The sequence below is a fragment of the Flavobacterium sp. DSR3-2 genome (assembly GCF_049896525.1).
Classification (GTDB): Bacteria; Bacteroidota; Bacteroidia; order Flavobacteriales; family Flavobacteriaceae; genus Flavobacterium.
The window spans coordinates 117276-132251 of sequence record NZ_JAFCUM010000006.1; the positions used below are offsets into that span (position 1 = coordinate 117276).

The 14976-nt window shown below is 30.9% G+C and carries 11 protein-coding genes; 3 read left to right on the plus strand and 8 right to left on the minus strand.

Annotated elements, in window-relative coordinates; translation table 11 throughout:
- Positions 1-1067: 1067 nt before the first annotated feature.
- From ACP7AV_RS09450 to ACP7AV_RS09485, 8 genes are all read right to left on the minus strand, one after another.
- Entirely contained in the window at positions 1068-1901 is an 834-nt protein-coding gene (locus tag ACP7AV_RS09450; protein WP_426091742.1) for a universal stress protein, read from the minus strand.
- Positions 1902-2188: 287 nt separating this feature from the next.
- On the minus strand, positions 2189-2335 hold the full coding sequence (locus ACP7AV_RS09455; RefSeq protein ID WP_426091795.1) for a TerC family protein: 147 nt from the start codon (positions 2333-2335) through the stop codon (positions 2189-2191).
- The gene (locus ACP7AV_RS09460) at positions 2326-2568 is read right to left on the minus strand and encodes a TerC family protein (RefSeq protein WP_426091796.1); all 243 of its coding nucleotides are present in this window, start codon (positions 2566-2568) and stop codon (positions 2326-2328) included. The genes ACP7AV_RS09455 and ACP7AV_RS09460 overlap by 10 nt, the downstream gene beginning before the upstream one ends.
- Before the next feature lie 932 nt (positions 2569-3500).
- Entirely contained in the window at positions 3501-6233 is a 2733-nt protein-coding gene (locus tag ACP7AV_RS09465) for a cation-translocating P-type ATPase (RefSeq protein ID WP_426091743.1), read from the minus strand.
- A 75-nt stretch (positions 6234-6308) separates the two neighbouring features.
- Positions 6309-6743: a phosphate-starvation-inducible PsiE family protein gene (locus ACP7AV_RS09470; protein WP_426091744.1), complete on the minus strand. Its 435-nt coding sequence runs from the start codon at positions 6741-6743 to the stop codon at positions 6309-6311.
- Positions 6744-8010: 1267 nt separating this feature from the next.
- Positions 8011-10548 carry a TonB-dependent receptor gene (locus ACP7AV_RS09475; RefSeq protein WP_426091745.1) on the minus strand — a complete coding sequence of 846 codons (2538 nt, stop codon included), beginning with the start codon at positions 10546-10548 and terminating at the stop codon, positions 8011-8013.
- A 9-nt stretch (positions 10549-10557) separates the two neighbouring features.
- Positions 10558-11457 (minus strand): FecR family protein, encoded by a 900-nt coding sequence (locus ACP7AV_RS09480; protein WP_426063195.1) that lies wholly within the window; start codon positions 11455-11457, stop codon positions 10558-10560.
- 44 nt (positions 11458-11501) lie between these two features.
- Positions 11502-12023, minus strand: coding sequence for an RNA polymerase sigma factor (locus tag ACP7AV_RS09485; protein WP_426091746.1), 522 nt, complete (start codon positions 12021-12023; stop codon positions 11502-11504).
- A gap of 229 nt (positions 12024-12252) precedes the next feature.
- On the opposite strand from ACP7AV_RS09485, the gene ACP7AV_RS09490 reads away from it, so the two are divergent.
- From ACP7AV_RS09490 to ACP7AV_RS09500, 3 genes are all read left to right on the plus strand, one after another.
- Positions 12253-13284, plus strand: coding sequence for a hypothetical protein (locus ACP7AV_RS09490; RefSeq protein WP_426091747.1), 1032 nt, complete (start codon positions 12253-12255; stop codon positions 13282-13284).
- Between the two features lie 133 nt (positions 13285-13417).
- Positions 13418-14140 (plus strand): hypothetical protein, encoded by a 723-nt coding sequence (locus ACP7AV_RS09495; RefSeq protein WP_426091748.1) that lies wholly within the window; start codon positions 13418-13420, stop codon positions 14138-14140.
- A 387-nt stretch (positions 14141-14527) separates the two neighbouring features.
- On the plus strand, positions 14528-14896 hold the full coding sequence (locus ACP7AV_RS09500; RefSeq protein WP_426091749.1) for a hypothetical protein: 369 nt from the start codon (positions 14528-14530) through the stop codon (positions 14894-14896).
- The last annotated feature ends 80 nt before the right edge of the window (positions 14897-14976 follow it).

A 14976-nucleotide genomic window follows, 5' to 3' on the forward strand; every position in this document is an offset into this window, starting at 1 on the left:
AACCCACTGAATTCAGTGGGTTTTTTGCATTTAGTGATTTTTGTATTTCTTATTTTCCTACATTTACAACAACAAAACGCAACTTTTTGCGACATTTTCACGAACAAATCACGAACATCAAAATTGAAATTAAACTGATCACTTTCCGAAAATAATTTTTTGAAGGTTTTCCTTTGATAATGGAAATTGCGCACCAAAACAAACGTAAATCCAAAACGTTTGCTTTTTGTGCAGTTAATCATTTTATCTAGGACAGAAAAACGATATTTGATTAGCATCCTGATTATGATGTTTTGGTTTCTAATTAATATTGAATTGAAAATTTGAGCACGCAAATTGATTTTGAGTGGTGTTACGGATGTTTAAAAAACGTATCAAGTTATGTTTGCACTGGATTTTTTGCAAATTGTACTTTTGGATGATGCTAATTATCGAAGTCCCTTAGAATTGATGAGTAATAAAAACTTATTTTTTTTCATTTCAAATCTTTATTTGAATTCATCTTTTTTTTTAAAGATATAATATTTTAATATTGGATTGTATTCTCTTCTAAAATTCTTTTAAGTCGTGCTATTTCTTGTCTTAATACAAATGCTTCTTTAAACGTGCTTGTGATCTGCTGTTGCAATGCTATTGCTTCTGGAATTGTTATATTTTTTTTAAGCTCTTCAACTTTATCCTTATCTTTTCAATTTACGGAAGCAAACAACCGTAAAACAGATACAACTGACAACAATTATGGCATTTTTGGACAAATCTCAGCCTGTTACGTTAATGATTTTTCAACTTCCTACAAATGGAAAAATCGGAAATGGAAAGTTGTAATTACTAATTTCAAAAACAACAGTTATTTTACAAGTAGCGCTGTAGGTTATCCAAGTCCAGATATAATACCTTCTGATATTAAAACTTTTTACACAAATTAAGAATTTGTTTTTTAATGTTTTAGAGTAAAAAAGGCTACCTGGCTTTTCTCCTAAAGTTAATGGTGAACATTAAAATTAGTAATTACTAGAAGTTGCCTAATAGTATTTTACCGTTCTTTTTCATCTCGCCATTTCTGGCATTTATATTTTATTAAAAACGAGCAACGGTATTTTGGCTTTGAAGGAATAATTGACTGAGTTACTGGAGAAAAATATTTTATCGAAAAAACTTCTGTTTTGTTGCGTGAACATGATTATCATGGCAGGTTTTGACTGCTTGATTACCGCTTCTATATTTGAAATTAAACTTTCGGCGAGATTGATCTTTTCGACATGCAGTTTGATATTATGCTTTGAATTTTTTTTTACCAGTTCATTTATGACGTTTTTATTGGTTTTTATTTCGGTTGGGTAATTGAAATGGAGTATTTCAACTTTTGCCTTTAATGGCTTTGTGAATTCAACTACTTTAATCAGTTCATTTTCAAGATTTACAAGGTCAGAGGCGTAAAGGATATTTTTTATTTCACTTCTGCGATAATTGTGCGGCACTGCTATAACAGGAACCGTGGAATGAGTGATTAGACTGGAAGTGTTTGTCCCAAATATTTTTTTTAATTTTCCTAAGCCTCTCGTGCTGATGCAGATAAAATTGAATTTATTTTCCTGAGCATATTCCCTGATATTGCTATCTGCAAAAACAGCACTATTTATTACACAATCTTTTTTTTTGGAAACAACATCCATGTCTCTGTAAACCGATTCTACAAATTGGTTTAGTTTTTTTTGAATTTTATCAGCTTCTTTCCTTTCACAATCAGCGAAGGCGGAATCGCTCATTGACGTAAGATTTGCAATGTAATAGGAATGAAAAAAAGTCAGCTCAAATTTATTTTGTGATGCCAATTGAATGGCAAAACGCAAACCTGCTTTTGAGTTAGAAGAAAAATCGGTGGTAACAAGAATTTTATCCATAATCGTTTATGTTAATTATTATTTTGACAAAATGCAATTCAATTGACTGATTAAACCTATTATATTCTCCTGCTTGATATTAATGATATTGCAATGCTCAAGATTGAATTAATAACTATTACCAACAACACAATTTGTATTGGCAACTTGCAGAAATCAATCACCAACATTTTTAATCCCACAAAAATTAATTTAAAAGCAAGCCCCTTTTATAAATACCAGAATTTATCCATCATACCCGTCAGTGGAAAATACGAAGAACGCAAGCCATGTATGGCGTACACATTTCAAGTGTGAACAATAAAATGCTCTTGCGTAGAGGCCAGTATTACACGAATGCTATCTGCCGAAAAAATCAAATCGGTGGTTTCAATCAAGACCAAAACTAAAAATAAAGACGTTGCAAACGGTTTCCCGTCTTGTTTTATAAAAATTTTTCACTCATGCATATCATTGCTAACAGGCATTGCTTTACTGAATAATTTTTACAGGGAATTTTTTTTGACTCAATTATTACCTCTTTTTGTGTAATCATCTTATATAATCTAAAAATCAATATCGCTCCAAAAACATAAATCGTCGAATAAAATTTCTCGCTTAAGGCCACTCCCGCAAAAATAAAAGCAGCTCGCATTATCAAATCCCCGATCATTCTCCAAAACAGAATTTTATGCTAATGAATAGCAGGAGTGTTAAAATAAAAGTGAATACAAAAATATTATATATGCTCCATGCTTTTTCGATCACATAAACCGTAAAAAACTCCAATGCTTTTGTCTCACCTTCACAATAATAGAAAAGCATATCGAAGCACAAAGCAAGCGTCATCCGAACCCCTATCTAAATCAAAGATTTTAAAACGCTTACTTCATGAGATTTACGATTAAATACCCCTAAATTTAATGCCGGAATCAGCAGTGCAAATTCATTAAAACCAATCCAAAAACTCAAATCCGTTTGCATATTCACAAAATGTTTAATTGATACTCTATGCTTATTTTGTCAAATTCAATTAATCAATTTCATTATTTACCAAAATGTTTGTCTGTTACCAAGATATGCACCTTTAGTGATTGTCTGACGGTTTGCGTTTAAAAGCTGTTCGGGATTTACATGCGGAAATTATATTGAACGAAAATATTTACTAAATATAATAAACTTTTTGTCAAATGCCTAACAAAATTTTATACAATGAAAAAAACTTTAGCTTGTATAAATCTTTCACTGATTATCAATCTTGTAATATTAACTTGTAGTCCTATTTAAGATTTTTTTGTTCGTATGCGGTTCCTTTTTTTTATCTATAATACTCTGTCATTTTGATCCAGATGTTGTGTTGAAAAAATCTTGTTAAACACTCCAAACCTCGTGATCATTAACTAGTTTTAATGGTTCTTATGTTGTTTTGCACTAATTGTCCAAATAGTTTGATGAGTTTAGTCTGTTTGTTTTTTTATTTCATCTCGATAAGGATTGCATTTATTTTGTTTTGGATTTTCTTTGATTGGTTCGCAAGATATTTCATTTACTATGCTACAACCCACATTTCATATTTGTCAAACACTTCTTGATTACGAGTTTTACTTTTTCACTGTAATATTACATCTCAATATTTTTAAAATATTTTCTTTGAATCCATTTTTCAATACTGATGATTATTAGAATTGAAAAAGCGACCATGGCTGACACCCCCCATGCCTCCGCTTTTAATGGAGATGAATGAAACCAACGATTCATAAATGGAAAATAAACAAAAGCGGTCTGAACAAACAGTACTGTTGCAATTCCGATATAAATAAATGGATTAGAAAAAAGCCCGATTTTATTGACTGAAAAATGAAGAGATCGGCAATCAATAAGATAAAACACCTGAAATAAAACCATTGCTGTTACAGCCATTGTTTGAGCTTCCGAAATGGCCAGTGAATGTGCGATGCCCCTGGACAGCTCATTATTATATTCCCAAAGAAATAATCCAATTGTTCCACCTGCCATTACCAAAGAAACTAGGATCATCCTGAAAATTATAAAGGAACTTAATAAAGGCTTCTTGGGCTTACGTGGAGGACGATTCATTACATCGGGTTCCATTGCTTCAAGCGCAAGCGGCAATGACAAGGCAACGGCAGTTATAAGATTGATCCACAATACCTGAACAGGTTGTATTGGGATGAGTAAAATTCCGTCTTTTGAGGGAAAAAACAACACAGCAATAAAAATAACCAATCCCAATCCTATACTTGTAGGCAGAAGAAATACAATAGATTTTAATAGGTTGTCAAATACTCTGCGTCCTTCTTCAACAGCCGCCTTTATACTTTCAAAATTATCATTGGTCAGGATCATGTCTGCCGCCTCTTTGGCAACAGCCGTACCACTGATACCCATAGCTACACCAATATCTGCACGTTTTAGTGCTGGGGCGTCATTTACACCATCTCCTGTCATGGCTACCACTTCCTCGCTGGCCTGAAGGGCTTTTACTAGATTTAATTTATCTTCAGGGGATACCCGTGCAAAAATATTAGTGTTTTTTACTACTTCTTGAATCTCTAGAGCATTCAAATTCTGAAGCTCCTTTCCGGTGATAACCCGATCTGCATTTATAAATCCAAGTTCCATGCCTATTGCTGCGGCTGTTGCAGGATGGTCGCCGGTAATCATTTTCACTGTAATACCTGCATTATGACACGATTTTATCGCTTCTTTTACTTCCATTCTTGGAGGGTCACTTATGGCCTGTATTCCTAAAAAAGTAAAATCGTAAAGATCCTCTTCCGTAATGAGTGATGAATGTTCGCTATCTAAGTTTCTGAAAGCGAAAGCCAATACTCTCATTCCTGTTCCTGCTAACTGTAAAGCCTCCGCTCGCACCATTTCTGTGTCAAAGACAATGGATGAATTTTCACTTTTTAATAAAAGTGGAATAACTGATTCAGGGGCGCCTTTTAGGTAAATTATTTTTTCTCCCAAAGGGGAGAGATGTAGCGTAGTCATTATTTTTTTTTCAGAATCAAAGGGTAATTCATCCATCCTCGGCCATTTGCTTCTTAATTCGTCTTCGTTTATTCCAAACTTCCCGGCTACTGCTATGAGGGCAACCTCTGTGGGATCTCCTACTGCTTTCCAAAGACCCTCATTATTATGAAGTGTTGCGTCATTGCACAATGCAGCAGCCCTTATCAGTTCTCCAATTTCATCATCTGTTCCTTTTTCACCTGAATTATTTTTTAAAATTTCACCATCAGTGTTAATGCCTACTCCTGTGACATTGAATTTTTGCTTTCCATTCCAAAGAACCTGAACGGTCATTTCGTTAAGGGTAAGCGTTCCCGTTTTGTCTGAGCAGATTACAGTGGTGCTACCCAAAGTCTCTACAGCGGATAAATGCCGGATAATAGCTTGTCTTTTTGCCATTCGCATAACACCGATAGCTGATGCGATAGTAATTACGGCAGGCAGCCCTTCGGGGATAGCTGCGACCGCAAGAGTAATGGCAAAAAATATTGCATCAATAAGTGTGTAATTACGAAATATTCCAATTAGAAAAACTAAGACACCAACAAATATGATGGAATACGTAATTCCCCGTGCGATTTTTTCAAGAGATTTTGTCAGTGGAGATTTGACTGACGTGGTGGTTTGAAGAAGTACGGAAATTTTACCGATTTCTGTTTTAACACCTGTTAAAACAACTACGCCTTCCGCAGTACCAGAAGTAATCATTGTACCGCTAAAAACCATATTCTTACGGTCAGCAACCCCTACATCTGAGTCAATATTATCCGTGTGTTTTTCTACCGGGAAGGATTCGCCGGTAAGGATAGATTCATTACACTGCATGTTTTTTACGAATGTAAGCCGTAAATCTGCGGATACCTTGTCTCCAGCCTGAAGCAATACATAATCCCCTGGTACAAGGTCAGCAGCCTGGATGTTTTTTTGCTTTCCGTCTCTCATTACCGTAACATTCTCCGGTATCAATTGCAGAAGCCCCTGAATGGTTTTACCGGCTTGGTATTCTTGAACAAATCCGATAATAGCATTAATAATTATAACGCAAAATACCACTATTCCATCAGTGATTTTACCCATAGCTATGGCAAGGGTGGTAGCAGCAAGGAGAACATATATAAGCGGGTTAAGAAATTGCCTCAGCAAAATTTTAAAGGCACTTTCTCTATTTTGCCTGTGCAGAATATTGGGTCCTACTATTTTTAGACGTTTCTCTGCTTCTGTCGTATCAAGACCTTGTGAGGAAGCATTGAAGTTCTCTAATACATCATTATAAGAAACTGAATGCCATTTTTTATTTTGCAGTAATTGATCCATAATAACTTCATTTTATAGTTGTTATATTTTTAAGTACAATTAAATAATTAAAAAACAGCGCGCTACTGGCTTTGTTCAGGGCTTGTTTTGTGGTTTCTTACAATATTTTAACAAAAAATAAGCAAGACCGAGTGCAGCAATCATTAAAGCTAAACTCGTAATAATATTACTATTTGTTTGTTGTATATCCAGTGTGATTATTTTAGTTGAAATAGCAATAATTGAGATTTCTATAATTTGAATAGTGGGAATTGTATTGGACGAAATAATTAATAGCAATGCTTTTATAAGCTCATATCCTATTGCTATGATCAATATTAAATTAAATACTTCGAATAAGGTGGAAACTTCAATCAATAGATAAGGAGGGGCGATGATTTTTTTTAATTCTAAATAGATAAGATGTACTGTTCCCAAAATTAAAATTAAAGTCATAATGCTAATTAAAACACGAATTATATTTTTATTAGTGGCTATAATTATTCTTAAAAATTTATCATCGCTCTTCATAGTATTTATTTTAACAGATTGAAGTTGCAGATTAATTATTTCAACTTTTAAGCGAGAACTTGTCAAATTGACAGAAAGCCCGCCGAAAATTGATTTTTTGTTTTTGATATTTTATGTTTTTCCTCTGTGTCAATTTTATCAGGGTTGTCTTTTACACTATAATGGTCCTATTATTACCAGTAAATTTAGTTATAAAAAAGTGTCTCTTTAGCAATATAATTATTTTTATTTTTTGTTTTTGTTGATTGTTAGAAAAAAATAGAAAAAAAGTAGCTTGTTGTTTATCAGAGTGTTAATCTTAATTTGTCATTGTTTTATGTTCAATAATTACAATACATTTGTAGGATCTCTATTTTTATGCGTAAAATTTACTTTGCCACTTTCCACATTTTAATTGTCAGGTCAAATTCGAGGGTTTAGTTTTTTTACCTCTCTATTTCTCACTTTCCAAATTTCTTTTTTTGCGTTACTGCTTGCTGATTAATATGATTTGCTAAAAGGGAAAATGCCTAACTATTTTTCAATCGGAAATACTTGTTCGTTGTTTTCAGTTAAACTTTTAATCATTGACCGCTCTTTGGAAAAATGCTGATTAGTTTTTACGTATATCACGCTCTGAATCAGATTCTTGGAATTTTTTCTCCAGTTCATGGATTTTTTATTGCTGAAAACTTATTTAAAATTCCATTTTTTAGGAAACCTTCCTTCTTTAAACTCCTCGAACTTTTAGCGCCATTTACACAACTATGGCACTGTTTTTCCTAAATCTCTTCCAAACTCTGATTCATTATGTTTTCATAATTTAATTATAAAGCTTTTTCTATAAAGGCTTTATCATAAATTTTGCACACTTTTTTTATAGGTTAAAATTGAGGTTATTTCTTAGTTATCTGTGATTACTAAGTAAGCATGTACACTATTATGTTGCTAATCTTTGATTCTAATAAAAATGGAAACTGCTATTCGAAATCCCCAATTTTACAAATAAAAGTTATTTCAACAGCAGACCAACAGGTTATCTGCGATCAAGAATAATACATTCCGACGCAAGAACTTACTACATTACCCTTAAATTTGTTTTTTAACTTATTTTTAAATCTGATTTTTTGGTGTTTTTTTACAAACTAGGCAAGTGACGCTGCTGCAACAATGCAATTTTTTACAGTTCTTACTAAACTAAATAGGGGAGTAAGCAGATACATGGTTTTTTAAAAAATTGTTACAATTGAGTAACACTGGTTAATTTATTCAATGATATGGAATTCGTTTAATAAGCTATTCTAAAACTTAAATTTGGAGTGCGTCGAAGTGAAAAAGTTTTTACATCTTCTATAGAATTTGTGACCGTATTTATTTTATAATATTCGTTGATTTCATTTTTTCGATTCAATACATTCAACAGAGAGAACCCCAATTTATATTGAATTTGATTTAAGCTTTCCCATTTGTATGTTGTTGAAAAATTAACTTGAAAAAAGTGATCTAGTATTTTATTGTTTGGAGTATTGTAATCAATCTTTGGATTAGAGAAATTACTGTAATTTATTGTCGAACTTATAGGAGTGGTCTCTGGTTTTCCAGAATACCACTTTGAACCCAATGCTATTTTTAGATTTTTTCTTTCATAGATTCCAGCCCAGGAAATAATATGGTCTAATTTAAAGTTATTTGGAAATACAGGTTGTTCTAAATTTGGAAAGTGATAATTATTAGTATTGTAAGTGTAACTAAACCAGGTAATAAAATGATTTATCTTTTTTTGAACCAGCATTTCCATTCCTAAAACTTCATAATCGCCATTCGTTTTTACAAATTCTAATTGGTTTTGAAATTCTTGACTCGAACTATTAATTCCGGTTACTTTTTTATAAAAATTATCTAAAGTAAATAACCAATTATTTTTGTTGTAAAACAAACTAATTGATGCTTGCTTACTTCTTTGAATAGGTATCGTTTTGTTGTTTGCCAATATCCACCTTCTTTTTTCAATACCAAAATAATCGTTTTGCAAATCAATAATCTGATAAGAATTTTGACTTTTAAATTCTCCTAATACTTCTAAATTAAAATATTTTGTAATGGCATAATTAAACTGTAATCGTGGTTCTAAAAGGCTTTTTTTGAATTGTTCAATGTAGTTTAATCGCAATCCTGCATTAAAATATATTTTGGATAAAGTATCATTATATTTTGCTTCAGCTATAAGTGCATGAATTCGTAAAACTTCTTTAATTCTTCTGTAAAATATAGGACTATTTACTTCATCTGAATTTATGGTGCCAATTTCGTTAAATTGATATCCATTTTTAAGAGTAAATTTCGAATTGATTGTATGACTATTTTCAAGCTTAAAGCCATTGTCTAGCACTTCATTTTTTTGTTTTACAATTTGATTGTCTTGTATTTTGTTTTTTTCGGCATTGAGTACATAAGACGATGTGTAAACATTCAAATGAGTGCTATTTTTAGTATTCCAGTTTCGTATCCATGAAAGATTACTTCCGTAATTTTTTTGGTATAAAATATTATTTTCAGACTGAATTTGAGAACTGGCGTTGGTTGTTTGAAAAATTTTAAGTTGATCGTTAATTGTAATAAAATCGAAAACAAAATGGTTTTTTTGTCCGATTTGTTGAGAATATTTAGCCGTAATATCGTAAAAATTAAATTTTTCGTCACCTAAATAATCTATATTTTGATTATTGGAAAAATTAGTAATACTTGTATTTTGAAAGGCTTTATTATAATATTCTTTGTAAGTCGGTGTTTTTACAAAATCGGTTATGGATTTTCTTCCTGAAATTTCTACAAAACTGTTTTCGGAGATTTTGAACTTTGAATATACATCGGCATTTATCATGTTTATTCCTGCACTAAAACTGTTTTTTTTAAATGCATTGGAGTTTGAGGAAATATCCACAACGCTTGAGACGCCTTCTCCAAAAAAAGCAGAAGTCCCATTTTTAATTATAGAAATGGTATGGGCTAAATTAGGGTTGAAAGCCGAAATTAATCCAAAAAAATGTCCCGTCTGATACATTTTTATTCCATTCCATAAAAACAAATTTTGATCATGCGTACCTCCTCTTACATTAATACTTGAAATACTTTCATCAGCACTATAAATACCGGGAATTTGCAACATGGTTTGTAAAACATCGGGTTCAATTAAGCCAGGTAATATTCCAAGTTTTTTAGGTTTAATTTCAAATGTTCCATTAATTTTTTTTGAGATTCCAGATGTTAAAAGTTGATTCGCAATTATATTATTTAATTCAGAAACTTCCACTTCAATAAAAATCTTTAAACAATTTTTATTTTGTAAAGCAGAGACAGAAATTTTTTCAGTGGTATACCCAATGTTACTAATTAATAAATCAGTTGACTTTTCTTTTTTTAGTTCAAAATATCCTTTTTTATTGGTTGAAGTACTGGAACCATCTTCAAACTTAATATTCACATTTTCCAGTGGAGAATTATCTTCTTTAGAATATACATATCCACAAATATTCTTTGTGTCAACCCTATTATCACTAAAGATAGTAATGAATTTATTATCGATATTTTTAAAGAAGAGGTTCGTTTTTTTTTCAAGATAACTGATATTCTTGTTCAAAGGCAACGATTTTTTTGGAGGTACAATTTTAAGAGTAACTATTTCATTGTCAATATAATTAAAATAAATAAGATGTTGTTTTTCAATAGACTGCAGAATATCTTTTAATGCAATTGCTTTACTTCTGTTTTGAGCCGTCATACTCAAGACAAAAACAAGGCAAAAGAATAAAACAGAAGTGTATTTCATTTAAAAAATTTATTTTCCTTCAAAAATTATTTTGTTTGCAGTAATTTTTTTGGCTTCTAAATGATAGGTTGTGGCAATAATTTGAAGGGCAACATCAAGATTGTTAATTGGGATTTTTCCAGTAAATAATTCACTCGAATATTTTGTTTTTACTTCAATAGAAACATTGTATTGTCTTTGAATTTCATCTAGGATGTTGCGTAAATTTTCTTTATTAAAAGCAATTGTGTTTTCCATCCATTCTGGTTGAGCTGTAGCAATGGTTGTGTTTATTTGTTTTCCATCTTCAAAATAAACACTTTGTCCCGGAGTTAAAATCAATTCTTTTTCTTGGTACTTTACAAGTACCCTTCCTTCAAAACAAGTTACATCAAAACGATTTTTTCGTACTTTTACATTAAATTGGGTTCCAAGAACAGCAACTTTTCCAAGAACAGTTGTAACCTCAAATTTTTTACCTTTTGCTACTTTAAAATAGGCTTCGCCCTTCAACTCAAGGTTTCTATTATTGTCCCAATTCCATTTTTTATATTTAATTTCAGAACCGGCATTCAACACTACTTTAGAATTATCCGGTAATAAGAAAGTGGTTTTTTTACCATTGAAAGCATATTGTGTTTGCAACGAAAAATTCTGCATCAAAAATAAAATTCCTAATCCAATAACAAAGACGGCAGCCACTTTGAATAACCATTTTTTGTATGAAGGAATAATTTTAGGTGTTGTTTTTTTGTGATTAATAACATGCTCTAAAACTTTCTCTTCATTGAAAGGAGGTACTTCTAAATGTGCAGTATAGTTTTTAATTTGCTCGTATTTTTCGTTGTCAGGATTAGCTTTGAATTCAGCTAATTGATCTTCTGTTAATTCGTTGTTTAGCCATTTTGCCAAAATGTGGTTCTTTTCCATTGCATTAATCGTATTATATTTAAACAAGTAAAAACAAATTTACCCTACTTTATTGTATCAATTTCTTTGCGTAATTCTAATAAAGCCAAGTGTATGCGCTTTTCAACTGCTTTTACACTTATATTTAACTCAGCTGCTATTTCACTATATTTCTTGCCGTCTATTCGATGCATCAAAAAAGCAACTCGCTGTGTTTCTTTCAAATTCTCAATAGATTTCAAGAGTTTACTTTTAAATTGCTTTTCTTCGAGTATAAATTCTGGAGTTTCATTTGTATTCTCATGACCGACAAAATTTTTTTCATATTGCAAAACTACTTTTTGATGTGCAATTTCGTTAAGAGAGCTATTATTAGCAATGGTGTAAATATAAGATTTAGCTTTTTCAATTGGGACTGCAGCACAGTTTTGCCAGAGTTTAATGAAAGCTTCTTGGGTTATATCATCGGCTTGGTCTTTATTTCCGTATTTGTAAAAAAGAAAATTGCGAAGCGCTTTCGCATGACTTTTAAAAAATATTGAAAAAATAATTTTATCACAAGTACTTGATAATGAATGTATGGTCATTTAATTCGTAAATTTTTGTGTTACAAAGATATATTTATTTTTAATTTTTGGTAGGGTAATATAAATGTGAACTGTTTTACTATAGAATGGTTGTTATTTTAATGGGAAATATGTGAAATGAAATCGGTTTGCAAAGATTGAAACGCACGTTTAAAACAGAGTTTAATGTCACGGAAAACAATATAAAAAATATCATTTCAATTGTCAAGATATTAAATAGTAGCTACATATGAAAACAATTAAATATTTAATGATGTGCGTTGCTGTAGTAATATTGATTTCGTGTCAAGATGAGGAAAAATTGGTTATTCAAGACATTAAACAAAACTTGTCAGCTAAGTCTCCTCTTGCGAGTTTGATATCCAGGGTATCACAAAATGCTACATCTAAGGATAATATTTTGGACAAATCAAGTTGTTATAATGTTCAGTTGCCAGTTAGTGTTATTGTAAATAATAAGCAAATTACAGTATCTAGCCAAAATGATTATAAAGTAGTTCAAAACGCTTTAGATGCTTTTTCAAATGATGATGATGTAGTAAATTTTGTATATCCAATAAAAATCCAGTTTCAAAATTACAAAACAGAACTGATTGCAAATCCGGATCAATTAGAGGATATTATTGATAAATGTGATGATGATGACGGGTTTGATGAGATTGACTGCCTGCAGATAAATTATCCTATAAAGATTAACATTTATAATGCAGATAATCAAATAGCAAACAGCATTACTATCCAAAACGATAAGGATTTATATAACTTTTTAAAAGATTTAGTAAGTAATGTGTTTATATCCATCAATTATCCAATTTCGATTATAAATTCTAAAGGTCAAAATGTTGTAATTACAAACAACTCTAATTTTGAAAATAGTATCGAAGAGGGAATTAAAGATTGTAACACCAATTCAGGCTCTGTAGGGAATCAGAATTTTGTTTTGATTGTGACAAATGGAACTTGGAATGTATCTTACTATTTTGATGATAGTGATGAGACTTTAAATTTCAAGGGATATAATTTTACTTTCAATTCTAATGGAACTATTATGGTTGTAAAGGAAAAAAATACTATCGCCGGTAATTGGTCCACTTTTGTAAATAGTGGTCAAAATATATTTCTGTTAAAATTTGATGACAGTAAATTAGATGACTTGGAGGACGATTGGAAAATTACAGAATTTACAAGCACAAATGTTAGACTGAAAAATAAAGATGCCAGCGATGGAGCAACTGATTATCTTTATTTCACGAAGAATTAATTAAGACGGAATATAATACTTACAGTAAATTTTAAAGAACTTTTTTATAAGTACAATTAATAAAATTGTATTTCAAACCATTAATTATTAACCCCTTATTATATATTACTAAACTTTTAAAAAAATGAAAAAAATGAAAAAAACATCAATTTTAGCATTACTTGTTATCATGATGAGTTCTTGCACAAATGATCCAGCTACAAGCGGTAATGTTACTTTAAAAGCTTCATCCGTTTCTGCAACAGGTAAAACTTCTACAACTGCACGTATTGCTGCATCAACAGTTGTGTTCACGGAGTTTAGAATAAACATTGGAAAGATAAAATTTGAATTAGATGAAGAAGATGATAATTATAATCTTGTAGATCCTTTTTATGATGATGATGTAAAACTGGTAGGTCCTTTTTTAATAGATATTTTAGATCCTAACAAAACTTTGACCCAGTTTATAACTTCAGTTAATATTCCGAATGCCAAGTACGAGGAAATTGAATTTAAATTTGAAAAAAGTATTGTGCCGGGCGAAATGTTAGGTAAAACTTTTCTAATTAAAGGGACAATAAACGGTAAAAACTTTGTTATCTATAGTGGAAAAGATGCTGAACTTGAAATGGACTTTAAAGATCAAACTAAAGATTTTATAGTTAATGGTAACGATATGTCACTTAACATAAAAATACATCTTGATGCCATAATGGCAAGACTTGTTACTTTAGCCAATCAAAATTTATTGATAGATACAGATGGGGATGGAGTAATTGAAATTAGTACTGATAACGATGATGGACATCATGATATTGGAGAGCAAATAAAAAACTTGCTTGAAAATGAAACAGACTTAGATGACAAGGACTAATTAAATTAAAATGAATGAATTAAAAAAGAGGCTACCTTTAAACAGTAGTCTTTTTTTACTTATTTTGGTTAGTGTTTCATAAGTCTTCTAAACAAGCTACTGTACAGTTACCTCTTTTAGCATCATTAATTCTGCAAAGAAGTTCTCGATTCGTTAAGATAATGTTTAAAACAGTCACTAGAGTGTTTATTAAGACTTTATAATATTTACTTTTGCCAATTTCATAATCTTTCTTATGGGCGAGTCCGAGGCAATTAGATGTAAATTCGTTTGTATATTTCCAAAATATTTTAGTTTTGTACAACTGTCTTAATAACACTGACACATATTTTAAGAAAACATTTTTTTTTAAACACTTAATTTACAATAATTTAAATACATATAATTATGAGAATGAAATATTTTTTTATTACTGCAATATTCGTTTTAGCGAGCGGATTATTTTTGAATTCATGCTCAAAGGATGATGCTGCAGTTCCAACAATAACTTTTAATCAAACCGAGGGCAAAGCTAATTCACAAGGCGAATATACAGTGAGCGGCCGAATCCAATCTGAGATTGCGCTTTCTAAGGTTATAATTACAAAAGAGGGATCAAATATTCCCTTTTTAACTGATGATACGACAGCGAAAAATAAAACTGACTACAATTTTGCGTATTTAATAACAGGTGTTACTACTAACACCTATGTAATAGTTGATATTTATAATCAAGCTAATGATAAAACAACAGTACGATTTTTAATTCGTCCTTAATTAAAGGAATTAACTTTTACAATTACATTTGATGGAGATTTTAACCCGCGCTTTGCACAGGTGTACTTTCCAAAAAATAT